The 23,420-nt window shown below is 68.8% G+C and carries 21 protein-coding genes; 15 read left to right on the forward strand and 6 right to left on the reverse strand.

Features of this window, described 5'->3' with window-relative positions; genetic code table 11:
* Positions 1-62 precede the first annotated feature (62 nt).
* From groL to N177_RS00060, 4 genes are all read right to left on the reverse strand, one after another.
* A complete protein-coding gene (gene groL, locus N177_RS00045) occupies positions 63-1,715 on the reverse strand; it encodes a chaperonin GroEL (RefSeq protein WP_023430167.1) in 1,653 nt (550 codons plus the stop codon).
* A gap of 73 nt (positions 1,716-1,788) precedes the next feature.
* Positions 1,789-2,103 (reverse strand): co-chaperone GroES, encoded by a 315-nt coding sequence (gene groES, locus N177_RS00050; protein WP_023430168.1) that lies wholly within the window; start codon positions 2,101-2,103, stop codon positions 1,789-1,791.
* 124 nt (positions 2,104-2,227) lie between these two features.
* The gene (locus N177_RS00055) at positions 2,228-3,142 is read right to left on the reverse strand and encodes a DMT family transporter (protein WP_152527795.1); all 915 of its coding nucleotides are present in this window, start codon (positions 3,140-3,142) and stop codon (positions 2,228-2,230) included.
* Between the two features lie 108 nt (positions 3,143-3,250).
* On the reverse strand, positions 3,251-3,871 hold the full coding sequence (locus tag N177_RS00060; RefSeq protein WP_023430170.1) for a hypothetical protein: 621 nt from the start codon (positions 3,869-3,871) through the stop codon (positions 3,251-3,253).
* A 167-nt stretch (positions 3,872-4,038) separates the two neighbouring features.
* Here N177_RS00060 and aptA point away from each other — a divergent pair, with 167 nt between their 5' ends.
* The 8 genes from aptA to N177_RS00100 all read left to right on the forward strand — a co-directional run bounded on the left by aptA (position 4,039) and on the right by N177_RS00100 (position 14,380).
* Positions 4,039-5,385 carry an omega-aminotransferase AptA gene (gene aptA / locus N177_RS00065; RefSeq protein ID WP_023430171.1) on the forward strand — a complete coding sequence of 449 codons (1,347 nt, stop codon included), beginning with the start codon at positions 4,039-4,041 and terminating at the stop codon, positions 5,383-5,385.
* Between the two features lie 34 nt (positions 5,386-5,419).
* On the forward strand, positions 5,420-6,016 hold the full coding sequence (locus N177_RS00070) for a hypothetical protein (protein ID WP_023430172.1): 597 nt from the start codon (positions 5,420-5,422) through the stop codon (positions 6,014-6,016).
* Positions 6,017-6,147: 131 nt separating this feature from the next.
* Entirely contained in the window at positions 6,148-7,500 is a 1,353-nt protein-coding gene (locus N177_RS00075; RefSeq protein WP_152527796.1) for an EAL domain-containing protein, read from the forward strand.
* An 18-nt stretch (positions 7,501-7,518) separates the two neighbouring features.
* Entirely contained in the window at positions 7,519-8,382 is an 864-nt protein-coding gene (locus N177_RS00080; RefSeq protein ID WP_023430174.1) for a TIGR01459 family HAD-type hydrolase, read from the forward strand.
* A gap of 499 nt (positions 8,383-8,881) precedes the next feature.
* Positions 8,882-9,847 (forward strand): bifunctional riboflavin kinase/FAD synthetase, encoded by a 966-nt coding sequence (locus N177_RS00085; RefSeq protein WP_023430175.1) that lies wholly within the window; start codon positions 8,882-8,884, stop codon positions 9,845-9,847.
* 213 nt (positions 9,848-10,060) lie between these two features.
* A complete protein-coding gene (gene ileS, locus N177_RS00090) occupies positions 10,061-13,093 on the forward strand; it encodes an isoleucine--tRNA ligase (protein ID WP_023430176.1) in 3,033 nt (1,010 codons plus the stop codon).
* Between the two features lie 46 nt (positions 13,094-13,139).
* Positions 13,140-13,601, forward strand: coding sequence for a signal peptidase II (gene lspA / locus N177_RS00095; protein ID WP_023430177.1), 462 nt, complete (start codon positions 13,140-13,142; stop codon positions 13,599-13,601).
* A gap of 107 nt (positions 13,602-13,708) precedes the next feature.
* A complete protein-coding gene (locus tag N177_RS00100) occupies positions 13,709-14,380 on the forward strand; it encodes a hypothetical protein (protein ID WP_152527797.1) in 672 nt (223 codons plus the stop codon).
* Between the two features lie 49 nt (positions 14,381-14,429).
* Here the strand turns inward: N177_RS00100 and N177_RS00105 are convergent, their stop codons facing one another.
* A complete protein-coding gene (locus tag N177_RS00105; protein WP_023430179.1) occupies positions 14,430-14,768 on the reverse strand; it encodes a YciI family protein in 339 nt (112 codons plus the stop codon).
* Positions 14,769-14,979: 211 nt separating this feature from the next.
* On the opposite strand from N177_RS00105, the gene N177_RS00110 reads away from it, so the two are divergent.
* From N177_RS00110 to N177_RS00135, 6 genes are all read left to right on the forward strand, one after another.
* Positions 14,980-16,425: a M16 family metallopeptidase gene (locus N177_RS00110; RefSeq protein ID WP_023430180.1), complete on the forward strand. Its 1,446-nt coding sequence runs from the start codon at positions 14,980-14,982 to the stop codon at positions 16,423-16,425.
* Positions 16,422-17,786 carry a M16 family metallopeptidase gene (locus N177_RS00115; RefSeq protein ID WP_023430181.1) on the forward strand — a complete coding sequence of 455 codons (1,365 nt, stop codon included), beginning with the start codon at positions 16,422-16,424 and terminating at the stop codon, positions 17,784-17,786. The genes N177_RS00110 and N177_RS00115 overlap by 4 nt, the downstream gene beginning before the upstream one ends.
* 102 nt (positions 17,787-17,888) lie before the next feature.
* The gene (locus N177_RS00120; RefSeq protein WP_023430182.1) at positions 17,889-19,202 is read left to right on the forward strand and encodes a glucose-6-phosphate isomerase; all 1,314 of its coding nucleotides are present in this window, start codon (positions 17,889-17,891) and stop codon (positions 19,200-19,202) included.
* A 54-nt stretch (positions 19,203-19,256) separates the two neighbouring features.
* Positions 19,257-21,083 carry a DNA mismatch repair endonuclease MutL gene (gene mutL / locus N177_RS00125; protein ID WP_023430183.1) on the forward strand — a complete coding sequence of 609 codons (1,827 nt, stop codon included), beginning with the start codon at positions 19,257-19,259 and terminating at the stop codon, positions 21,081-21,083.
* 33 nt (positions 21,084-21,116) lie between these two features.
* Positions 21,117-21,926, forward strand: coding sequence for a polyphosphate kinase 2 family protein (locus N177_RS00130; RefSeq protein ID WP_023430184.1), 810 nt, complete (start codon positions 21,117-21,119; stop codon positions 21,924-21,926).
* A 204-nt stretch (positions 21,927-22,130) separates the two neighbouring features.
* Positions 22,131-22,352, forward strand: a complete 222-nt coding sequence (locus tag N177_RS00135; RefSeq protein ID WP_023430185.1) for a DUF378 domain-containing protein — start codon at positions 22,131-22,133, stop codon at positions 22,350-22,352.
* 38 nt (positions 22,353-22,390) lie between these two features.
* Here the strand turns inward: N177_RS00135 and N177_RS00140 are convergent, their stop codons facing one another.
* A complete protein-coding gene (locus N177_RS00140) occupies positions 22,391-22,855 on the reverse strand; it encodes a GFA family protein (RefSeq protein ID WP_023430186.1) in 465 nt (154 codons plus the stop codon).
* Positions 22,856-23,017: 162 nt separating this feature from the next.
* Between N177_RS00140 and N177_RS00145 the strand changes: the two genes are divergently transcribed.
* Positions 23,018-23,344 carry a hypothetical protein gene (locus N177_RS00145; RefSeq protein WP_152527798.1) on the forward strand — a complete coding sequence of 109 codons (327 nt, stop codon included), beginning with the start codon at positions 23,018-23,020 and terminating at the stop codon, positions 23,342-23,344.
* Positions 23,345-23,420 lie beyond the last annotated feature (76 nt).

Genomic DNA, 23,420 nt, shown 5'->3' on the forward strand with positions numbered 1-23,420 from the left:
AAGGGGCGGTGCTGAAGCACCGCCCCTTCCTGACTGAGCCTTGGCTCGGCCGGTGGCAGGACTTAGAAGTCCATGCCGCCCATGCCACCCATGCCGCCCATGCCGCCGCCGGCACCTGCGCCGGCCGCTTCCTTCTTCGGAAGCTCGCCGACCATCGCCTCGGTGGTGATGAGCAGACCGGCGACCGAGGAGGCGTCCTGCAGGGCCGTGCGGACGACCTTCGTCGGGTCGATGATGCCGGCCGACACGAGGTCGACATAGTCCTCGTTCTGCGCGTCGAAGCCGTAGGTCGGCGAGTTGCTCTCGAGCACCTTGCCCACCACGATCGAGCCCTCGACGCCCGAGTTCTCGGCGATCTGACGGATCGGTGCCTCGAGCGCGCGGAGCACGATCTTGATGCCGGCCTGGATGTCCGGGTTGTCGGAGGAGAGCTTGGCGACCGCCTCGCGGGCCCGCAGCAGCGCCGTGCCGCCGCCCGGGACGATGCCTTCCTCGACGGCCGCGCGGGTCGCGTTGAGGGCGTCGTCGACGCGGTCCTTCTTCTCCTTCACCTCGACCTCGGTCGCGCCGCCGACGCGGATCACCGCGACGCCGCCCGCGAGCTTGGCGAGACGCTCCTGGAGCTTCTCACGGTCGTAGTCGGAGGTCGTGTCCTCGATCTGGCGCTTGATCTGGGCGACGCGCGCCTCGATCGCGTCCTTCTCGCCGGCGCCGTCGACGATCGTGGTGTCTTCCTTCGTGATCGACACCTTCTTCGCGCGGCCGAGCATGTCGAGCGTCACGTTCTCGAGCTTGATGCCGAGATCCTCGGAGATCACCTGGCCGCCCGTGAGCGTGGCGATGTCCTCGAGCATGGCCTTGCGACGGTCACCGAAGCCCGGAGCCTTGACGGCCGCGACCTTGAGGCCGCCACGGAGCTTGTTGACGACGAGCGTGGCGAGCGCCTCGCCCTCGACATCCTCGGCGATGATGAGGAGCGGGCGCGAGGACTGCACGACGGACTCGAGCACCGGCAGCATGGCCTGCAGGTTCGAGAGCTTCTTCTCGTGCAGCAGGATGTAGGGGTCCTCGAGCTCGGCGACCATCTTCTCGGCGTTCGTCACGAAGTAGGGCGACAGGTAGCCCCGGTCGAACTGCATCCCCTCGACGACTTCGAGCTCGGTCTCGAGGCTCTTGGCCTCCTCGACCGTGATGACGCCCTCGTTGCCGACCTTCTGCATCGCGTCCGCGATCATCTGGCCGACTTCCTTGTCGCCATTCGCGGAGATCGTGCCGACCTGGGCCACCTCGTTGGAGGTGTTGATGTTCTTCGAACGCGCCTGCAGGTCCTTCACCGCCTCGGAGACGGCGAGGTCGACGCCGCGCTTCAGGTCCATCGGGTTCATGCCGGCGGCAACCGCCTTGGCGCCTTCCTTCACGATCGCCTGGGCGAGAACGGTCGCGGTCGTCGTGCCGTCGCCGGCGATGTCGTTGGTCTTCGAGGCGACCTCGCGTACCATCTGGGCGCCCATGTTCTCGAACTTGTCCTCAAGCTCGATCTCCTTGGCGACCGTCACGCCGTCCTTCGTGATGCGCGGGGCACCGAAAGACTTCTCGATCACGACGTTGCGGCCCTTGGGGCCGAGCGTCACCTTCACCGCATTGGCGAGGACGTCGACGCCGCGCAGCATCTTGTTGCGCGCGTCGGTGCTGAATTTTACTTCCTTGGCAGCCATCTTATTCTTCCTTCGAAATTGAGAGGGGAGGTCTTCGGCACGAAAAAGGCCGCGTCAGAGGCGGAAAAACGCCTCACGCAGCCTTCTGGCCGGCCTCGGAACCCTCGATGATGCCCATGATGTCGGACTCCTTCATGATGAGGTAGTCCTGACCGTCGATCTTCACCTCGGTGCCCGACCACTTGCCGAACAGGATCCGGTCGCCGACCTTCACGTCGGGCTCGACGCGCTTGCCATCTTCGTCGCGGGCGCCCGGGCCGACGGCGATGACTTCGCCCTGGCTCGGCTTCTCCTTGGCGGTGTCGGGGATGATGATGCCGCCCGAGGTCTTCTGTTCCTCTTCGACGCGCTTCACGAGCACGCGGTCATGCAGGGGACGGAAGCTCATGTGTCTTGCTCCTAGCGAACTTGCCCCGAACCGGGGCAGGATGACACGGATTGAACCGGTGTTAGCACTCTCCGTGGGTGAGTGCCAACGAACGCGCCGGAGATAATCTGCGGCGATTTTCGTGTCAAGGGGCGCGGCGGCGCCAGAGCGCCGGCCAGCGCCTGCGCGGGAAGATCGGCCAGCCGGGGCGGCTGGCGAGAAGGCAGGCGCCGATGATCGCGACGGCGCCGATCCAGGTCATCGTTCCCGGCGTCTCTTTGAACCACACATAGGCGAAGAGTGTGGCCCAGATAAGGTTCGTGTACTCGATCGGCGCGAGGCGGGCGGCGGAGGCGCGCCCGAAGCCCCACGCCATCAGCAGGCTGCCGCCGGTCGCGAGGAGGCCGATCGCGACGTAACGCAGCCAGTCCGCGGTAGATACGTCCTGCCAGAAGAGCCAGACGAACGGCGCCATCAGCGCGACGCCCATCACCTGCTGCATGAAGACGAGCGCCGGAGGCTTCGCGTCGATCGCGTGCTTGCGCAGCAAGACCACGCCGAGCGCGTAAACCGCCGCGGAGCCGAGGATCGCCGCGGTGCCGCCGACGGTCAGGCTGCCGCCGCCGCCTGCATCGCCCCAGACGACCGCGACGACGCCCACGAGGCCGAGCGCGACCGCGGCGAGGGCGCGCAGCTCGATCGGCTCGCCGAGGATCGGCTTTGCGAGAAACACCATGAAGATCGGCGCGGTGAAGGCGAGGGTGACGACCTCCACGAGCGGCATGCGGGTGATCGAGTAGAAGAACAGCCCGGCCGCCACCAGCATGACGACGGTGCGCAGGAGGTTGTCGCGCAGCCCCTGGCGCGTCAGCCGGTGCGGGCCGGTCGCGAGATAGACCGGAAGGGCGAAGGCCGCCCCGAAGAGATAGCGCAGGAACACGATCTGGAGGATCGGCACGGCCGGCCCGAGGCTCTTGATCGTCGCGTCCATGAGCGACAGGAGCGCGATGGCGGCCGTGACCGCGAGAACCGGCCCCGGCGTGCTCTGTGAGGTGGACATCGGGCGGATCCGGACTGCGGCGAGGCCGCAGGTGAAGCACACGGGCGTGCCGACCCGCAAGCGCTCTCGTGAGAGGTGGCCGCGAATGGTCGTCGCGCCGGGAGCCGGCTATCGCACGGCCGTGCTCGCGGCGCCGTCAGGCCGGATTTCGATCGCCGTCTCGAAGGCGGCCTCCTCCTCGTCGATGCGGTCATGCACCGTGGTGGTGAGGATGTAGTCCCCGGCCGGGACCCCCGTGAAGCGGTAGTTGATGACGAGGAAGGATTCCCTCGCCCGCTGCGGCGAGCGGATCCGGAACTCGCCGAAATCCTTCTGCCCCGCGATGATGCGGCCCTCGGGCGTCGACAGGATGAAGTCCGCCGTCAGGTCGGTCTCCCAGCCATCGCCGCCCTGCCGCCAGCCGAAGCCCACGGGGTCGACATAGATCGAGATCTCCTGCCCCGGCGCGTAGGCATTGTCCTCTCGCGGGGCCACGCGGTCGTAGCCCTCGGGCGCAGTGTCGATGAGCTCGATGCGCCGGAAGGCGAGTGGCAGCCTCTGCCAGACGGCGAAGAACGCGTCGTCCGCGACCTGAAGCGCCTCGAGAGTCTCGCCCCGGTCGAGCATCTCGACCGCACGGTCCATGAGTTCCACCGGGTCGGCGGAGGCTTCGGCTCCGGTCGCGCCCGTTTCCGCCCAAATAAGGGCGAGCGCGGCAAGGGAGAGTGCTGCCGAACGGGGCTGGAGCATGCCAGTTTCCTCTGGTCTGTTCTGTCAAGGCCGCCGCATCTCCCGCAATCTATGCGGCCCGAGGGTTCCCCGACAAGGGCGGCTCTGTCCGGGACAGGAATGGTTGCGGTCGCGCCACGCTCTGATAGTGTCCGAGCCTCGCCCCACGCGTGATCCGGAGCACTTGCATGTCCGCGGCAGACGATCTGGCCCGCTCGGAGGCCCTGTCCCCTAACGACCTCGGCGCCTTCTGGATGCCGTTCACGCCGAATCGCTCGTTCAAGAAGAACCCGAGGCTGATCGCGCGCGCCAAGGACATGTACTACTACACGCCCGACGGCCGGGCGGTGATGGACGGCACGGCCGGCCTCTGGTGCTGCAATGCCGGCCACGCACGCGAGCCGATCGTGAAGGCGATCCAGCGCCAGGCGGCCGATCTCGACTTCGCGCCGACCTTCCAGTTCGCGCACCCGCAGGCCTTTACCCTGGCGACCGAGCTCGCGCTCATGGCGCCCGAAGGGCTCGAGCACGTCTTCTTCGCGAACTCGGGCTCGGAGGGCGTCGATACCGCGCTGAAGATCGCGCTCGCCTACCACAACGTCACCGGCAACGGCTCGCGCACGAGGCTCATAGGGCGCGAGCGCGGCTATCACGGCGTCGGCTTCGGCGGCATCTCGGTCGGCGGCATCGTGACGAACCGCAAGCACTATGGCGGCCTCCTGGGGGGCGTCGACCACCTGCCGCACACCTACGACCGGGAGAAGCAGGCCTTCACGATCGGCGAGCCGGAGTGGGGCGGGCATCTCGCCGACGAGCTCGAGAGGATCGTCGCGCTGCACGACGCCTCGACGATCGCCGCCGTCATCGTCGAGCCGATGGCGGGCTCGACGGGCGTTCTGCCCGCGCCGAAAGGCTACCTGAAGCGGCTGCGCGAGATCTGCGACAAGCATGGCATCCTCCTGATCTTCGACGAGGTGATCACCGCCTTCGGCCGGCTGGGCTATGCGACCGCGGCCGAGCGTTACGGCGTGACGCCCGACATCATGACCTTCGCCAAGGGCGTCACGTCGGGCACCGTGCCGATGGGCGGCGTCATCGTCAGCGACAGGATCCACGACGCCTTCATGAAGGGCCCCGACCACGCGATCGAGCTCTTCCACGGCTACACCTACACCGCCCATCCGCTGGCCGTGGCGGCGGGCCTCGCGACGCTGGAGGTCTACAGGGGCGAGGGCCTGTTCGAGCGGGCACGCGAGTTCGAGGCGCATTTCGCGGAGGCCGCCATGAGCCTCAAGGGGCTTCCGGTCGTCGCCGACATCCGCGTCGTCGGCCTCGCCGCGGCCGTCGACCTGCATCCGCGCCAGGGCGCGCCCGGCGCGCTCGGCTACGAGGTGATGGAGCGCGCCTTCCACCATCACGACATCATGGTGCGGGTGACGGCCGACACCATCGCCCTCTCGCCGCCGCTGATCGTGAAGCCCTCCGAGATCGATGCCCTTTTCGAGACCCTGAAGCGGCTCCTGGGCGAGTTCTAACCAGAGCTGCCACGGATCTGGACCTGTTGACGACATGCGCTTCTTCTGGACGCTGATCGCCCTGTTGTTGGCAGCCGCGGTGGCGACGATCCTTGTGCTGCCGGACCAGATGCGCCTGCGCGACCTCGTCGGCTGGCGCCCCGGGGGCGACTTCGAAACCGCGCTCAAGGACAATTCGCGTGTCCCCAGCACAGGAGGCGAAGCCGTGCAGCCCGTGGGGGCGTCCCCGGAAACGGCAGGCGGGCCCCCGGAGCTGTCTCCCATTCTCATCGATCAGCTTCCTTTCGACACGACTTGCGCCCTGATGCTGACGCCGGATGGCAGTCAGGAGGTGATCTTCGCCTCGCCCCGGTCGGGCGCCGCAGGGGGCGATGTCGTCGCGGCCCTCAATATCGGCGGCAGCCTGCAACTCGTGCGGCGGACGGAGACCTTCGGCGATCCTCTCGCGAGCAACATCTATCCCCGCGCCAACTACCGCGACGGCGACGGGGCGCTGACCGTCGTCGCGACGGTGACCGGCAACTCGCCCTCCGGAGAGCGGATCAATATCGAATCGGGCGAGTTGACCGTGATGATGGCGGGACGCTCGACCCTGAAACTGCCCATCAAGGGCGTGTCGGGCTGCGAGTGACGCGCGGTCGCACCGCCGACCGAGTACGGACGCGTGCGCATGCGGGATCTTGACGCCGCCATGTGTGCGCCGAGATGTGCTGGCGGCAAGAATCACTTACTCTGCCGGGGACGAGGGTTCGCAGTGACGAGATGACCATATCCGCCGATTCTCCTCTGGCACCGGTGAGCGACCGCCGTGGAGCGCGCCCGCGCTCCGCTCCGGGCGGCTGGTTCGTCGCGATCTGCATGGCGGTGATCGCGATCTCGCTGGGCGTCGTTCTCTACACGCAACTCGGCTTCACGCTGCCGGAGGCCGGCTGGGCCTCGCTTGCATGCCTCGTCACGCTGGTCCTCGCGGACATCTACACGCTGCGCAACCGCGAGAGGGCGAGGTTCGAGCAGGACGTCGCCCAGATCTCCCGCGGCACGAGCGAGCTGTCGCGGGAGGTGAGGCAGCTCGTCCAGAAGCTCGAGCAGAGCGAGAAGCAGTCGAACCGGCGCATCCGCGAGACGGTCGACGCGCGGCTCGGCACGGTGCTCGACGACATCTCCTCGCTCGACACGCTGCTCCGGGAGCTCACGGAGGAGGTTCGCGAGCTGAAGGAGATGCAGGCAGCGGCGCCTCCGCCTCCGCCTCCCCCCGCGCCGCCCGAGTCACCGGAGGAGCCGGAGTTCGGCCACGAGGAGCCCGAAGCCGAGGCGTCGGTGGTGGAGGCGGCGCCGGCCGCCTTCGTGCCGAATGCCGAGACGCTTAAGACGATCGTCCATGCCCTGCGGAGCGACCGGATCGACGTCCACCTGCAGGTGATGGTCGGGCTGCCGCAGCGCCGGCCGATGCACTACGAGGCTCTCGCGCGCCTGCGCGGCCCCGACGGCGGCACGCTGATGCCCGGCGACTTCCTGCCGGATGCCCGTCACGCCGGCCTCGTCAGCAAGATCGACGCTGCGGTCGTGGAGCGGTGCTTCAAGATCGCCGACCAGATGAGCCGCCGGGACCGCGTGGCCACCATCTTCTGCAACATCTCGCCGGACACGCTCCGGGGATCCGCCGCGATGGCGCTGATCGACGCCACGGAGCGGCACAAGGATCAGGCGGGGCACATCGTCTTCGAGCTGACCCAGGCCGAGTTCGATGGCCTCGGCGCCATCGAGCGCGAGACGATCGAGGCGCTGACGGAGTTCGGTTGTCGCTTCTGCGTCGACAACCTCACCCGGCTTCGGGTCGACGGACCGCTCCTCAGCCAGCAGCATGTCCGCTTCGTGAAGCTCGACGCCGCGGTGCTGCTCGACCCGGGCGTCGACTCCGGCGACATCCACCCCTCCGACTTCGCGCGGCTGATGGCGCGGTCCGGCATCGAGGTGATCGCCACGCGCGTCGAGACGGAACCTCAGGTGCTCGATCTCCTCGATTTCGACGTCGGCACGGCGCAGGGGCACCTGTTCGGGCGTCCCAAGCCCGTCCGCCTCGGGGCAGCGGCGGGCACTTCGGCCGCTTCCGTCTGAGCCCTCCTGGAGAGATCGATGCAGGACTGCACTGATGGCGTGCTGAGCCATTTCCGCGAAGTGGCCGACCGCTACGACATCGTGCTTTGCGACGTCTGGGGCGTCGTCCACAACGGGGTGGCCGCCTGGAAGGAGGCCTGCGAGGCGCTGCAGGAATTCCGCACGGGTGGCGGTCGGGTGGCGCTGATCACGAACGCGCCGCGGCCCTCGGCGGCGGTCGAGGCGCAGCTGCGGGCGCTGAACGTGCCCGACGACGTCAGCGACGCGATCGCGACCTCCGGCGACGTCACGCGCGACATCATCAAGGCGCATGGCGGGAAGGGCATCTATCATCTCGGGCCGAAGCGGGATCTCGGCGTGTTCGAGGGGATCCGAAGCGAGTTCTCGACCCTCGAAGAGGCGACGCTCGTCGTGAACACGGGCCTCTTCGACGACGAGGTGGAGACGCCGGCCGACTACGAGGAGCGGCTGCAGGCCTTGGCCGCCCGCTCCGTCGAGATGGTCTGCGCCAACCCCGACATCGTCGTCGAGCGCGGCGACACGCTACTCTACTGTGCCGGTGCGCTCGCACAGCGCTACGAGGAGATCGGCGGTCGCGTGGTCTGGGCCGGCAAGCCCTATCCGCCGATCTACGAGAAGGCGCTCGAGCGGCTGGGGCTGAAGGCCGGCGAAATCGACCCCTCGAAGGTGCTCGCCATAGGCGACAGCGCCCGGACGGACGTCGCCGGCGCCATCGGCCTCGGCTACGACGCCCTCTTCGTCGCGAGCGGCATCCACGCCACCGAGACGGTGCGCGAGGGAATTGTCGATGCCGAAGGGCTCATGCGGCTGTTCGAGGGCTCGAGCCACCCGACCCAGGTCATGAGCCGACTGCGCTGGTGAGCCGCGCCCCGGCTGACCCGGGGCAGGGGCAACGGCAACGGCCGCGTGACGCGACACGACCCTGACGTGTCATCCTTCCACCTGCCGCATCTGCGATACTGCATGATGGAACGGACTGTCCGCTGTTGGCCAGTCTCCCGCCATGTGATGATCCCGCTGGACAGTCGCGGTGGGAGAAGATGCCGAGCATCCTTCAGTTCAAGCCTTCGAATTGCGTCAATGTGGCTCACACGCTCTTCCTTGCGGGATTGCAGTCTCGGAAGAGAGCTCGGCGGGTTTCGGGCTGAGATCGGGAGAATACCAGATCCAGTTCTGGGGAGGGACCTGAGCTATGATGGAAGCGGCAAGCCCTCGGGGGTGTACATCGAGACGCGTGGTCCAACGGCCGGGACGCTCTCCCGCTCCTGGCGCTTGACGGCGGGGCGATCCTGCTGGTTCCTTCGCGGTCGGTTGCGGTCGCGAAGGTGGCCGGCCGCCCCACAGAGCCCGTCGAGGACCGATGCCGCCACTCTCCATCCCGGTCGTCTCCGCCGTCGAGGACCTCCCCGCCTCGCTGAAATGCGGAGTGGTGGCGATCGGCAACTTCGACGGCGTCCACCGCGGGCACCGCATCGTGATCGACATGGCCGTCTCCCGGGCGAGAAGCGCCGGATTGCCTGCGCTCGTGATGACGTTCGAGCCGCATCCGCGCGCCTTCTTCCAGCCCGGCACGCCGATGTTCCGGCTCACGCCGGCACACGTGAAGGCGAGGCTTCTCGAGAGGGCGGGCGTCGACGGCGTTCTCCAGCTCACCTTCGATCGCGATCTCGCGGCGCTGACGGCCGAGGAGTTCGTCTCGCGCGTCCTCGTGGAGGGGATCGAGGCGCGGGAGGTCGTGGTCGGCTATGACTTCCAGTTCGGCAAGGGCAGGGCCGGCACGCCCGCCTCGCTCGTCGAGATGGGGCGATCGTCGGGATTCGGCGTCGACATCGTCTCCGCGGCGGGCAATGCGGGCACGATCTTCTCGTCGAGCGCGGTGCGCGCGCGGCTCGCGGAGGGCGACGTCGAGGGTGCGGCCGACATTCTGGGCTACCGCTGGTTCGTGATCGGCGAGGTCGTGCACGGCGGGAAGCGGGGCCGGGACCTCGGCTTCCCGACGGCCAATGTCGATCTCGGCGAGGGCTGCGGCCTGAGGCACGGCATCTACGCCGTCCGCATGAAGGCCGAGGGCGAGTGGCACGACGGCGTGGCGAGCTACGGCCGGCGCCCGCAGTTCGACGACGGGGCGCCGCTGCTCGAAACCTATCTCTTCGACTTCTCGGGCGACCTCTACGGGAAGGAGGTCACGGTCGAGCTCTTCGACTTCATCCGCCCGGAACAGCGCTTCGAAAGCGTCGAGGCGCTCGTCGAGCAGATGCGTCGCGACGAGGCGGATGCCCGCGCGCACCTCGCCGACGCGGTGCGGCGCGAGGCGCCCGGGCCATGAGCCTGCCGCCGGCCTCTCCGCGCTTTATCCCCCGGAATCGCTCTGCTAAAAGACGCCGCATGCACAGAAGGCAAGGCGCGCATTGGGCGCGCGGGATCGTTCGGCGAATTACCGGCCCGGCTTCTGCCTGACGCGAGCCGCATGGCCACGCGTCGCGGACCGCCGGGAGCCTCCGTTCGCCACTGCCCGATTGATCACGAAGATTGCAGCATCATGAGTTCCGAAACCGATTCCGCCCCTGCGCGCGACTACTCCGAAACCCTCTTCCTGCCGAAGACCGAGTTCCCGATGCGGGCGGGTCTGCCGAAGCGGGAGCCGGAGTTCCTGGCGCGCTGGGACGGGATGGACCTCTACCGCCGACTGCGCGAGGCCTCCCGGGGGAAGGAGAAGTTCGTTCTTCATGACGGGCCGCCCTACGCGAACGGCCACATCCACATCGGCACGGCGCTCAACAAGATCCTGAAGGACGTGATCGTCCGCTCGCGCCAGATGGCGGGCTTCGACGCGAACTACGTGCCAGGCTGGGACTGCCACGGCCTGCCCATCGAGTGGAAGATCGAGGAGCAGTACCGGGCAAAGGGCCACGACAAGGACGAGGTCCCGGTCAACGAGTTCCGGGCCGAGTGCCGCCAGTTCGCCGAGGAGTGGATCGACGTCCAGCGCAGCGAGTTCCGCCGCCTCGGGGTCGAGGGCGACTGGTCGAACCCCTACCTGACGATGAGCTTCGCCGCCGAGGCGCAGATCGCGCGCGAGCTCATGAAGTTCGCCATGTCGGGCGCGCTCTACCGCGGCTCGAAGCCCGTGATGTGGTCGGTCGTCGAGAAGACCGCGCTGGCGGAGGCCGAGGTCGAGTATCACGACCACCAGTCGGACACGATCTGGGCGAAGTTCCCGATCTCGGCGGGATCGGCCACGCCGCAGGTCGAGATCGAGGTCGACGAGGAAGGCCGCCCGATCCCGTTCCGCGCCGAGCAGATCCAGGCGCTCGCGAGCCAGGGCAACGACCTCGCGCAGGCGAGCGTCGTGATCTGGACGACGACGCCCTGGACGATCCCCGGCAACCGCGCGATCGCCTATTCCACCCGCGTGTCCTACGGCCTCTACCGCGTCACGGAGGCGGCGGCCGACAACTGGGCCGAGGTGGGCGATCTCTACATCCTGGCCGACGCGCTCGCCGCGGAGGTGATGTCTGCGGCGAGAGTGGAGGGGCACGAGCGCGTACGGGCGGTGGAGCCGTCGGAGTTCGCGAAGCTCGTCTGCGAGCACCCGCTCAGGGGGCTCGAGGGCGGCTACCAGTTCGCCGTGCCGCTTCTCGAGGGCGAGCACGTGACGGACGAGGCCGGCACCGGCTTCGTCCATACGGCGCCGAGCCACGGCGCGGAGGACTTCGAGGTCTGGATGGAGCACCGCGCGGACCTCATCCGCAGCGGCATCGATCCGACGATCCCTTACACGGTCGACGCCGACGGCGCCTACACCTCCGACGCGCCCGGGTTCGAAGGCCGCCGGGTAATCACGGACAAGGGCGAGACGGGCGACGCGAACAAGACGGTGATCGAGGCGCTGCGGCAGGCGGGCCGGCTCGTCGCGCGCAGCCGGCTGAAGCACCAGTACCCGCATTCCTGGCGGTCCAAGAAGCCGGTCATCTTCCGCAACACGCCGCAGTGGTTCATCTCCATGGGCGACGAATTGGGGGGCGACGGCCTGCGGTCCAAGGCGCTCGAGGCGATCGAGGCGACCCGGTTCGTGCCTCCTTCGGGCCAGAACCGCCTGCGCGGCATGATCGAGCACCGGCCGGACTGGGTGATCTCGCGGCAGCGTGCCTGGGGCGTGCCGATCACCGTCTTCGTGCATCGCGAGACGGGAGAGGTCATCCCGAACGCGGCGCTCGCGAACGCGGACGCGCTGATCTCACGCATTGCGGAGGCGTTCGAGGCGGAAGGGGCGGATGCCTGGTTCGACGAGCGCGCGGCACAGCGCTTCCTCGAGGGCCTCGTCGACGATCCGGCCGAATGGGACCAGGTCCACGACATTCTGGACGTGTGGTTCGACTCGGGCTCGACCCACTCCTTCGTGCTCGAGCAGCGGCCCGACCTCAAATGGCCGGCCGACGTCTATCTCGAGGGATCCGACCAGCATCGGGGCTGGTTCCATTCCTCGCTGCTCGAATCCTGCGGCACGCGCGGACGGGCGCCATACGACGCCGTCATCACGCACGGCTTCACCATGGCCGAGGACGGCCGGAAGATGTCGAAGTCGCTCGGCAACACGATCGCGCCGCAGGACGTGATCGCCCAGTACGGCGCCGACATCCTCAGGCTCTGGGTGATGTGGTCGGACTACACCGACGACCAGCGCATCGGCGCCGAGATCCTGAAATCGACCGCCGACAGCTACCGCAAGCTCAGGAACACGCTGCGCTGGCTGCTGGGTAGCCTCCACCACTATCGCGAGGAGGACAGGGTCTCCTTGGAGGAGATGCCGGAGCTCGAGCGCTACGTGCTGCACCGGCTCGCCGAACTCGACGCGATCGTGCGCCAGGGCTACGCCGATTACGACTTCAAGCGCATCATGCAGGCGGTCTTCAACTTCGCGACCGTCGACCTCTCGGCCTTCTACTTCGACATACGGAAGGACGCGCTCTACTGCGATCCTGCCTCCAGCGTGACGCGACGGGCGTGCCTCACCGTGCTCGACCGGATCTTCCACAGCGTCACGACCTGGCTCGCGCCGATGCTGCCCTTCACGATGGAGGAGGTGTGGCTGTCGCGCTTCCCCGACGAGGAGGGCTCCGTGCACCTGCGCGGCTTCGCCGAGGTGCCGACGGAATGGCGCGACGACGCGCTCGGCGAGAAGTGGCGGAAGGTGAGGCGCGTCCGCCGGGTCGTCACCGGCGCGATCGAGATCGAGCGTGCCGACAAGCGCATCGGCTCGAGCCTCGAAGCGGCGCCGGTGGTCCATGTGAGCGACGCCTCGCTCCTGGCGGCGCTCGAGGGCGTCGATCTCGCGGAGATCTCGATCACCAGCCAGGCGAGCCTCGTGGAGGGAGAGGGGCCCGCCGACGCCTATCGCTGGGAAGACGTGCCGGGCGTGGCGGTCGTCGCCGCCCTGGCGGAGGGCCGCAAATGCGCCCGCTCCTGGAAGATACTGCCCGATGTCGGCTCCGATCCCGACTATCCCGACATCACACCGCGCGACGCCCAGGCCATGCGCGAGTTCGAGGCGGCCCAGCTTGCGGCGGAGTAAGGCTCACCCTGCCGCATGGCCGGCCGTTTTCCGACTCGGCCTGGCCGTGGCCATCGCGGTCTTCGTCCTCGACCGCGTCCACAAATGGGTGATGCTCGACCTCGTCGACATCGCCTACCGCCCGCCGATCGTCGTCACGCCGTTCTTCGACATGCGCCTCGTGTGGAACCGCGGCATCAGCTACGGCCTCTTCCAGCAGGAGGGATGGATCGGCCAGGCGGTGCTCATCCTGATCGCCGCCGTCGCGACAGTCGTGCTCCTCGTCTGGCTCTGGAGCATGAACTCGCGGCTCGCAGGCGTGGCGATCGGCCTCATCGCCGGCGGCGCGGCCGGGAACGGCATCGACCGCATGCTCTGGGGCGCGGTGGCGGACTTCTTCCACTTCCACGCCTTCGGGTATTCCTGGTACGTCTTCAATATAGCCGATGTGGCAATTGTTGCTGGCGTGATCGGGCTCCTGTATGACTCGCTGCGGCCGAGCCACAATCATGCCGGAAAGGAAGGCTAGCCCTTCCGGCTGACGTTCGGCGACGAACATCGAGGGCGGCGGCCGGCCGTCCTCGGCGGAGCGGGCCCGCTGGGTCGCCTCGCGAGACGCGAAAGAGACGGGTTCAGTTGAGCATGATCGAAACCTCCCGCCGGATGGCCCTCAGAGCGGTGCTACTAGCAGGCACGGCGGCGGGACTGGCCGCGTGCTCGGGCTCCGGCCTCGAATCGTCGATGCAGGATCCGCTGGAGGGACTGATGGGTGGCGACCCCATGGTCGCGATGGGCCTGCGGCCCGACCCGAACGCCGTCGAGATCGAGTACACGCCGCGCTCGCCGCTCGTGCTGCCGAGGGATGCTTCGCAGCTCCCGGCGCCGCGCCAGACTGCGACGGCCTACGGCGCCGACTGGCCGGACGATCCCGACGCCCGGGCGCGCGCGCAGCGCGCCGCGGAGCGCCAGGCCGCCTACGAGGCGAGCTTCCAGAAGCCGAACGAGACCGGCACGATCCTCTCGCGGCAGGAAATGGACGAATGGGCGCGGCAGGCCGCCGGCCGGGGCGTCGCGGGCGTCAATAGCGGCTATGAGCGGGCCGACGAGAGCGCATCCGACGCGGTCAGCCCGCGCGAGCTTCTCGACCGCCGCAAGGATCCAACGCAGATGTCGCGCCAGGAGCCGGCCCGCCAGTCCCTGACGGAGCCGCCTCCCGGCTATCGCACCCCCGCCGTCGGCGCCGACGGTCAGGTCGCCGCGCAGCAGGCGGAGCCGAAGAAGAAGAGCTGGTTCGGCCGCCTCTTCTAGGCCGCGAACCATCAGGCCGACCTGGATCGGCGGAAGGCGGCCCTTCCGGCTAGCTCGCGGGATCGTACATGAACTCGCGAAGCTCCTGCGGGCAGCGACAGGCGACCGCGATCTTCCTGGCCCATTCAACCGCATCCTCCCGGCTCGGCAACTCCAGCACCGTGAACCCGCCGTTGAGGTGGCTCCCGGGATAGATTGCCCTGGACACCGACCCGTCGGCGGACACGAGCACGGGATCGACCCCCTCCGCGATGCCGCCGCCGAACACGTAGACGCCCGCGGCCTTCGCTTCCTCGATCACCGCATGGGAATCGACGTCAGCATGCGCAAGCTCATCTTCCGTGAGCTGCATGGCTTCGGCCGGGAAGGAGATCAGGTACTTCGTCATGCCCCGATGATGGATCGCCGACCGGGGAATCGCAAGCGGGGCCCGGGTCGCGCTTACGCGGGACGCTGACGCGGCGCGCGGCCGATCCCCTTGGGTTAAATCTCCGTCATCTTCGGGTGCGCCCATGGTCCCGTGTGGGAGCGCCCTTTATCTTGCCGCCATCATCAGTCGTCATGCGGCCATCGACTTTGGCCCGAAGATGGGGAACGGCATGCTATCGAGAGCTCTGGCGGGCGCGTCCGGCGCCCTGCCGCTTCGCAACGTGCGGATGCTGGGGGTGGCGGTGCTCCTGAGCGTCGCGACGGCCGCACCGGCGGATGCGTCACAGTTCGGCGAGAACGTCGAAACCTTCACCCTCGAGAACGGGCTCGACGTGGTGGTGATCCCTGACGGTCGGGCGCCCGTCGTCACCCACATGGTCTGGTACCGCGTGGGCGCTGCCGACGAGCCGCCCGGCGTGTCGGGGATCGCGCATTTCCTCGAGCACCTGATGTTCAAGGGCACCGAGGCGCATCCGGAAGGCGAGTTCTCGCGGGTCATCTCCGAGCTCGGCGGACAGGAGAACGCCTTCACCTCCTCCGACTACACCGCCTATTTCCAGCGTGTCTCGAAGGAACACCTGAAGACGATGATGGAGTTCGAGGCCGACCGCATGACGGGCCTCGTGCTCGCGCCTGAGCAGGTCGCGTCCGAGCGCGAGGTCATCATCGAGGAACGCCGCAGCCGGATCGACAACGACCCGAGCGCGCAACTCGGCGAGGCGATGGACGCCGCGCTCTACATGAACAGCCCCTATGGCCGGCCGATCATCGGCTGGCCCGACGAGATGGCCAATCTGAGCCGGGAGGACGCGATCTCGTTCTACGAGGCGCACTACACGCCGAACAATGCGATCCTCGTCGTCGCGGGAGACGTTTCGCCGCAGGAGGTGCGCGTGATGGCGGAGGAGACCTACGGACAGGTCGAGCCGCGCGGGGAACCTGGCCCGCGCGTGCGGCCGCAGGAGCCGCCGCATCTGGTGGAGATGACCGTGTCGCTTGCGAGCCCGCGCGTCGATCAGGAGAGCATGCGCCGAGCCTGGCTGGTGCCGAGCTACACCACCGCGGAAGACGGCGAGGCGCCGGCGCTCGATGTCCTGAACGAGATCCTCACCGGAGGCTCGACCAGCCGGTTCTATCGCGAGCTCGTGGTCGGCCGCCAGCTCGCCACGGCCGCCGGCGGCTACTACCAGGGCACCGCGCTCGATGCCGGCAAGTTCATGGTCTATGCCGTGCCGCGGCCGGGGGTCGAGCTGGAGACCCTGACGAGCGCCATCACGGAGGTCATCGAGGGATTCGTCGAGGGCGGGGTGACGGATGTCGAGTTCGAGCGCGCCAAGCGCAGCCTGATCGCCTCGACCGTCTACGCGCAGGACAGCCAGCAGACGCTCGCCCGCATCTACGGCGCGGCCCTGACGACCGGCTCGAGCGTCGAGGACGTGAACGGCTGGATCGGCCGCATCGAGGCGGTGGAGAAGGAGGACGTCGTCGAGGTGGCGCGGAAGTATCTCGATCCGGAGACGGGCGTCATCGGGTACCTCCGCTCGAAGCCGGGCGTCCAGGCGGCCGCCGAGGGGGCAAATCCCCTTCCGGTCCCGACCGAGGAGATCACGCAGTGAGGAGCTTTCTCGCGATGACGATACCGCACGGTGCGATCGGTGCTGCTGCCGCGCTCGGACTTCTGGTCTTCACGGCGACTCCCTCCGGCGCGGTCGAGGTCGAGCGCGTCACCTCGCCCGGCGGCATCGAAGCCTGGCTGGTTGAGGAGAGCGCGGTCCCGATCGTGACGATGAACTTCGCCTTTCGCGGCGGCGCGTCGCAGGACCCGGCCGAGAGGCCGGGCGTCGCCAACATGCTCTCGACGCTGCTCGACGAGGGGGCGGGCGACCTCGACTCGCAGGCTTTCCAGGAGAGGCTGGCGGATCTCAACGTCAGGATGTCGTTCAACGCCACGCGCGACGCCTTCTACGGGCAGCTCGTGACGATTGCCGACTACCGCGCCGACGCCTTCGATCTCCTGAGGCTCGCGCTCAACGAGCCGCGCTTCGACGAGGAGCCGATCGAGCGCATGCGCTCCAGGATCGAGGCAGGCATCAGGAGCGACCTGCAGGACCCGAACGCGATCGCCGGCCGCGCCTGGTCGGCCGCGGTCTTCGGAGAGCATCCCTATGGCAGCCCGGTGGAAGGCACGCTCGAGAGCGTCGCTGCCATCACGCCGGACGATGTGGCGAGGCTGCACGGCAGCATGTTCGCCCGCGACAATCTCACGGTCGCCGTCGTCGGCGACATCGGTGCCGAGGAGCTGGGCCCGCTGCTCGACACCGTGTTCGGAGGGCTGCCGGAGAGCGCCGATCTGACCGAGGTGTCCGAGGCCGACATGCCGCGCGACGCCGTGGTGGAGCAGGTCGAGATGGCGATCCCGCAGAGCGTCATCCAGTTCGGCCGGCCCGGTCTGAAGCGTGACGACGAGGACTTCATCCCGGCCTTCGTGATGAACCACATCCTCGGCGGCGGCACATTCTCCTCGCGCCTCTACGAGGAGATCCGCGAGAAGCGGGGCCTCGCCTATTCGGTCTACACGCATCTCGCCCCTCTCGACCGGGCGGGCCTCTTCGTCGGCGGCGTCGCGACCCGTGCGGACCGGGCGGGGGAATCGCTCCGGATCATCAAGAGCGAGATCGAGCGCATGGCGGTCGAGGGGTCGACGGAGAAGGAGCTCGAGGACGCGAAGAAGTACCTCAAGGGCTCCTACCCCTTGCGCTTCGATTCAAGCGGCAAGATCGCGCGGCAGCTCGTCGAGATCCAGCTCGAGGACCTCGGCATCGACTATATCGACAGGCGCAACGACCTGATCGACGCCGTCACGATCGAGGATGTGCGCCGGGCGGCGGGCGAGGTCCTGGGCGATGGGGCGCTCTATGTCGTCCTCGTCGGCCAGCCGGTCGGCGACGCCCTCGAGGCGCCGGCCGAAGGGGGCTGACGCGGGCGATCCGCACTGGCCGGAACCGGCCTCATCGACTAAGGATTGATCCCGCGCGGACTGAAGGCCCGTGCGGGATCACGTCTTTCGGGGGGAGCGGCAGTGCTTCAGCACATCGACTATTGCTTCGAGGTGGAAGTGGGCGAGCGCGGCCTCGGCCGCGACGAGTTCGAGACGGTGCTGCAGCGGGCCGAGCCCGGCGTGCGGTGGCTGCGCGAGGCCCACGAGACGAACGCCCTGCCGCTTCTCCGCCTGCCGGCGAAGGAGGACGACCTGGCCGAGATCGCCGAGGCGGCCGCGTGGCTCGCCGACGGGACGAGCGACGTCGTGATCCTCGGCACCGGCGGATCGAGCCTCGGCGGCCAGACGCTCGCCCAGGTCGGCGGCTGGCGGCTTCCGGTGATCGGCGACTTCCGCCAGGGCCCGCGCCTGCACTTCCTCGACAATCTCGACGGATCGAGCTTCGAGGCCGCGCTCCGTGCCCTGCCGCTCGCGACCACGAAGGTGCTCGCCGTGTCCAAGTCCGGCGGCACCGGCGAGACGCTGATGCAGGTGATGGCGATCTGCAGCGCCTATGAGGACGCGGGCCTCGGCGGCACGCTCGCCGACCACCTCATGGGCCTGTCCGAGCCGGTGCATTCCGGGGCGCTCAACAAGCTGCGCAAGATTCTCGAGCCGGCGGGCGTGAGGATCCTGCCGCACGATCCCGGCGTCGGCGGACGCTTCGCCGCGCTCACGAATGTCGGCCTCATCCCCGCGGCCATTGCCGGTCTCGACCCCGCGGCCGTGCGCCGCGGCGCGGCGAAGGCGTTCCAGCCGGTCATCGACGGCAGCCGTGTGGGCGATATCCCCGCCGTCGCCGGCGCCGCGCTCGCCGTCGCCTTCGCCGAGGCGCGCGCGATGCCGATGGACGTGATGCTCGCCTATTCCGACCGGCTCGAGCGCTTCACCCGCTGGTGGGTGCAGCTCTGGTCGGAGAGCCTCGGTAAGCAGGGACGCGGCATGACGCCGGTGCCGGCGGTGGGGCCGGTCGACCAGCACAGCCAGCTCCAGCTCTTCCTCGACGGTCCGGCCGACAAGTTCGTCACTGTCATCACGACCGACTGCCGCGGGACAGGCCCGAGGATCGACGCGGCGCTCGCCGCGGAAGCAGGACAGCCGGAGTTCGGCGGGCGCACGATGGGCGACTTCGTGGCGGCCCAGCAGAAGGCGACCGCCGACACGCTTGCCCGCAACGGCAAACCCGTCAGAATCCTCTCCGTCGAATCGGTCGATGCCGAGGCGATCGGCGAGCTGATGATGCACTACATGCTCGAGACGATCGTCGCCGCGCATCTTCTGGGAGTGGATGCGTTCGACCAGCCCGCCGTCGAGGAGGGCAAGGTGCTCGCCCGCACCTATCTCTCGGAGAGCTGACCTTCGGAGCCTGGTTTCGCGGGGCTCCGACAACGCGAACGGAGCCCTTCAGCCATGGCGGTGCGCCGGCTGCCCGACACGATCGTCGACCGCATCGCCGCCGGCGAGGTGATCGAGCGGCCGTCGAGCGTCGTCAAGGAACTGGTCGAGAACGCGGTCGACGCGGGCGCGCGCCGCATCGACGTGGTCGTGGAGGCGGGCGGCCGTCGCCTGATCCGCGTGTCGGACGATGGCTGCGGGATGGACGAGAACGACCTCGTCCTCGCCGTCGAACGGCACGCGACATCGAAGCTCCCCGAAGGCGATCTCGTGGACATCAGGACGCTCGGCTTCAGGGGCGAGGCGCTGCCTTCGATCGGGTCCGTCTCGCGCCTGACGGTGACGAGCCGCACGCCGGCCTGCGACAGCGCCCACCAGATCCTCGTCGAGGCCGGCGCGCGTCACGCGGTCGCGCCGGCCGCCCTGTCCTGCGGCACGATCGTGGAGGTGCGCGACCTCTTCGCGGCGACGCCCGCCCGCCTGCGCTTCCTGAAATCCGAGACGGCGGAGAACCAGGCGGTGTCGGACGTCGTCCGGCGCCTCGCGCTCGCCCACCCCGAGCTCGGCTTCACGCTGACGGTCGGCGAACGCAACACGCTGAAGACGGCGCCGGGGCTCGGCGACGAGGCCCTTCGCGGTCGCATCCGAGACGTGCTGGGAAGGGAGTTCGTGGAGAACGGGCTCGAGCTTCTCGTGGAGCGGGAGGGCGTGCGCCTGAGCGGCCTCGCGGGGTTGCCGACCTGGCACCACGCGACGACCCGGCACGTCTTCCTCTTCGTCAACGGCCGGCCGATCCGCGACCGGGCACTGATCGGCGCGATCAAGGCGGGCTATGGCGACGTCATGCCGCGCGACCGCTATCCGGCCTGCGTGCTTTTCCTTGATCTCGACCCGCGCGAGGTCGACGTGAACGTGCATCCCGCCAAGAGCGAGGTGAGGTTCCGCGATCCGGGCCTTGTGCGTGGCCTCCTCGTGTCGGGGCTCAGGACGACGCTGCTCGCCGCCGGCCCGACATCCGCGCCGTCCCGCGCGGCCGACGCGATGGCCGCAATGCAGGCCCGCCCGGCCGCCGGGTATGGCGGCAGCACGGCGGGGCAGGGCGGCTGGAGCGCCCCGTATGCGCCGCCGCGCCAGGCTACGGCTTACGGCCCGCGCAACGGCTTCTCCGAGGAGAGCCCGGCCTTCCAGGCCTTCGCCCCGCCCTCCGCCGACGCCCGTCCCCCCGAGGGCGAGGCCGAAAGCGGAGAGGCGAACGGTTTCGCGCATCCGCTGGGTGCGGCGCGGGCGCAGCTCCACGAAACCTATATCGTCGCCCAGACGGCGGACGGCATCGTCATCGTCGACCAGCACGCCGCGCATGAGCGGCTCGTCTACGAGGGGCTGAAGCGCCAGCTCGCCGAGCGCGGGCCTGTCAGCCAGGGCCTGCTCATTCCCGAGGTCGTGGAGATGGCGCCAGCCGACGCGGAGCGTCTGGTCGAGGCGGCGGACGAGCTCGCGCGGCTCGGCCTCAGGATCGAGGCCTTCGGCCCCGGCGCCGTGTCGGTGACGGAGGTGCCCTCGCTGCTCGGCGATTTCGACGTGAAGGGCCTCGTGAAGGACCTCGCGGAGGAGATTGCGGAGATCGGCACGAGCGCGAGGCTCGCCGACAGGCTCGACCACGTCGCCGCGACGATGGCGTGCCACCACTCCGTGCGCGCCGGCCGCCGCCTGAACCCGGCGGAGATGAACGCGCTCCTGCGCGAGATGGAGGAGACGCCGAACTCCGGCCAGTGCAACCACGGACGGCCGACCTTCGTCGAGCTCAAGCTCGGCGACATCGAGCGGCTGTTCGGTCGGAAATGACGAAAGCCGCTTCCCCCTCCGCAAAGGCCCGACATGACCAGGGAACACGTTCAGCACCCGCCGAAGCTCTCCGACGTCGACCTGTCGAAGCGGCTGCCGCACGGCACTTATGACGACCGGCTGAAGGAGCTGCAGACGCGGCTGAAGGAGATTCAGCAGGCCTATCTCTACACGAAGGACATGGCCGTCATCGTGTTCGAGGGCTGGGACGCCGCGGGCAAGGGAGGCACCATCCGGCGCATGTCCGCCGTGCTCGACCCGCGCGGCTTCAAGGTCTGGCCGATCGCTGCGCCGCGGCCGCGCGAGCTCGAGCAGCACTACCTCCAGCGCTTCTGGACGAGGCTGCCGGCGCGCGGCGAGATCGCCGTTTTCGATCGCTCCTGGTATGGCCGCGTCCTCGTGGAGCGCGTCGAGGGCTACGCCGAGCCCAAGGACTGGAAGCGCGCCTACGGCGAGATCAACGAGTTCGAGAGGATGCTCGTCGACGACGGGGCGAGGGTCGTGAAGATCTTCCTCTACGTCTCGCAGAAGGAACAGCTGCGGCGCTTCCAGGAGCGGCTGTCGGATCCGCTGAAGCGATGGAAGCTCTCCTACGAGGACTTCCGCAACCGGAAGAAGTGGGCGGAGTACGAGGAGGCGGCCGACGAGATGCTCCAGCGCACCCACACCGAGCATGCGCCTTGGCTCGTGGTTCCGTCGGACTCCAAGCACTACGCCCGTATCGTCGCCCTGGAGGAGATCGCCGCGCGCCTGTCGAAGGGCGTCGAGCTCGGGCCGCGCCAGCTCGGCGAGCAGGTCGAGGCGGAGGCGAAGAAGATCCTGAGCTGGGACGGCGTCGACTGAGGTCGCCCCGGCTGCGGCTCGCGGCGGAGACTTCGGCGGCAGCGGGTTTGGTTGCGGCGTGCGGACGCTCCGTCCGATGGCGCTCCGGGCCGGGAGGGAAGCGATCTTTGGGCTCTCCTGCGGCGTAGGTGCGGGTGACGTCGGGCATCCCGGCACACATGGCTGCCCGCGCGCCCGCGGAAGCCCGCAACCCAGGAGTTCCCCATGAAGACGCTCAACATGATCGCGCTCGCTCTCGTCATCATCGGCGGCGTGAACTGGCTGCTCGTCGGGCTGTTCGGATTCGACCTCGTGGCCGCGATCTTCGGTGGCGAAGTCGGACCGCGCAGCGCCCTGTCGCGCATCGTCTACGTCCTCGTCGGCGCGGCGGCGCTCTACGCGCTCACGCTCTTCGGACCGCTCTCGAGGGACCACCGCCACCACTGAGGGCGAGGAGGCCGGCGCGGCCGATGGTTGCGCCGGCGCTACCGCTTCATGTTCAGCGCCGCGCGCCGTCTCAGGCTCTCCGCCGGCCACAGTGCCTCGATCTCGTAGTACTCGGCGAAGGCCGGCACACCGGGAGGCAGGGCGACCCATGGCAGCTTGGAGCGGGTGTAGATGTGGACGTCGGGCGTGATCGTGACCGGCTCGTCCAGCGTGCCGACCCGCAGGAAGATCATCGTCCCGCGCCGTCCATAGTCGCTCCAGGCGGCGACCCGACACTCCGGGCAGCGAAGGATGTCGTGGGGGTAGCCGCTCTCGGTCGGCACCGTGACAGGCTGGGGCTTGCCCGCGATGAGTTGAACGTGCGAGCTCTCGATGAGCGCGTTCACGACGAAGCCAGATCCGGTCTGCCTCTGGCAGTCGCGGCAGTGGCAGCAATGGACGAACATCGGCGGGCCGTCGAGACGGTAGCGCACCGCGCCGCAGCTGCATCCGCCCGTCGTCATCTTGCGAGCACCCTCCCGTGAAGTCGCGGCATCGGCGGCCGTTCCGCTCATCATCGCCGATATCCGATGCCGGCAGAAGTGACCGGGGTTCCGCCGCGGGCCCGGAACGTGGCTCCCCGCCGCCGCGTTTGCTTCCTGAACAACAACCCGGAGCCCGACCACATGCGAAAGCAGATTCTGGCGACAATGCTCGCCCTCGCCATGACTCCCGCCGCCTTCGCCCAGGACGCGGGCGAGGTGGAGGTGGAGGAGGAGGGGTTCTTCGAGCGCGCCGGCCGGGCGCTCGACGGTGCCGCCGAGGCGACCGGCGAGGCCGTGAGGGATGCGGCCCGCGACGCCAGCGAGTATCTCGGCGATGCCGCCGAGCGCGCAGGGGACGCAGCGGAGGATGCGGGCGACGCCGCCCAGGACGCCGGCGAGGATCTCAACGAGGAGGAGCGCATCGAGGAGCCAACGCCTCCGGACCAGACCACCGAAGGCAGGACCTAGCCACGGCGCAACCGGCCACGCGCACCGAGGCCTGAGACGAAGAAGGGGCGGCTTCCCCGGAGGAAGCCGCCCCTTG

The sequence above is a fragment of the Lutibaculum baratangense AMV1 genome (genome assembly GCF_000496075.1).
Classification (GTDB): Bacteria; Pseudomonadota; Alphaproteobacteria; order Rhizobiales; family Tepidamorphaceae; genus Lutibaculum; species Lutibaculum baratangense.

Coding starts and splice junctions, on each gene's coding strand:
- groL (WP_023430167.1), bottom strand. CDS start 1,715: ATGGCTGCCAAGGAAGTAAAATTCAGCACCGACGCGCGCAACAAGATG.
- groES (WP_023430168.1), bottom strand. CDS start 2,103: ATGAGCTTCCGTCCCCTGCATGACCGCGTGCTCGTGAAGCGCGTCGAA.
- N177_RS00055 (WP_152527795.1), bottom strand. CDS start 3,142: ATGTCCACCTCACAGAGCACGCCGGGGCCGGTTCTCGCGGTCACGGCC.
- N177_RS00060 (WP_023430170.1), bottom strand. CDS start 3,871: ATGCTCCAGCCCCGTTCGGCAGCACTCTCCCTTGCCGCGCTCGCCCTT.
- aptA (WP_023430171.1), top strand. CDS start 4,039: ATGTCCGCGGCAGACGATCTGGCCCGCTCGGAGGCCCTGTCCCCTAAC.
- N177_RS00070 (WP_023430172.1), top strand. CDS start 5,420: ATGCGCTTCTTCTGGACGCTGATCGCCCTGTTGTTGGCAGCCGCGGTG.
- N177_RS00075 (WP_152527796.1), top strand. CDS start 6,148: ATGACCATATCCGCCGATTCTCCTCTGGCACCGGTGAGCGACCGCCGT.
- N177_RS00080 (WP_023430174.1), top strand. CDS start 7,519: ATGCAGGACTGCACTGATGGCGTGCTGAGCCATTTCCGCGAAGTGGCC.
- N177_RS00085 (WP_023430175.1), top strand. CDS start 8,882: ATGCCGCCACTCTCCATCCCGGTCGTCTCCGCCGTCGAGGACCTCCCC.
- ileS (WP_023430176.1), top strand. CDS start 10,061: ATGAGTTCCGAAACCGATTCCGCCCCTGCGCGCGACTACTCCGAAACC.
- N177_RS00105 (WP_023430179.1), bottom strand. CDS start 14,768: ATGACGAAGTACCTGATCTCCTTCCCGGCCGAAGCCATGCAGCTCACG.
- N177_RS00110 (WP_023430180.1), top strand. CDS start 14,980: ATGCTATCGAGAGCTCTGGCGGGCGCGTCCGGCGCCCTGCCGCTTCGC.
- mutL (WP_023430183.1), top strand. CDS start 19,257: ATGGCGGTGCGCCGGCTGCCCGACACGATCGTCGACCGCATCGCCGCC.
- N177_RS00130 (WP_023430184.1), top strand. CDS start 21,117: ATGACCAGGGAACACGTTCAGCACCCGCCGAAGCTCTCCGACGTCGAC.
- N177_RS00135 (WP_023430185.1), top strand. CDS start 22,131: ATGAAGACGCTCAACATGATCGCGCTCGCTCTCGTCATCATCGGCGGC.
- N177_RS00140 (WP_023430186.1), bottom strand. CDS start 22,855: ATGACGACGGGCGGATGCAGCTGCGGCGCGGTGCGCTACCGTCTCGAC.
- N177_RS00145 (WP_152527798.1), top strand. CDS start 23,018: ATGCGAAAGCAGATTCTGGCGACAATGCTCGCCCTCGCCATGACTCCC.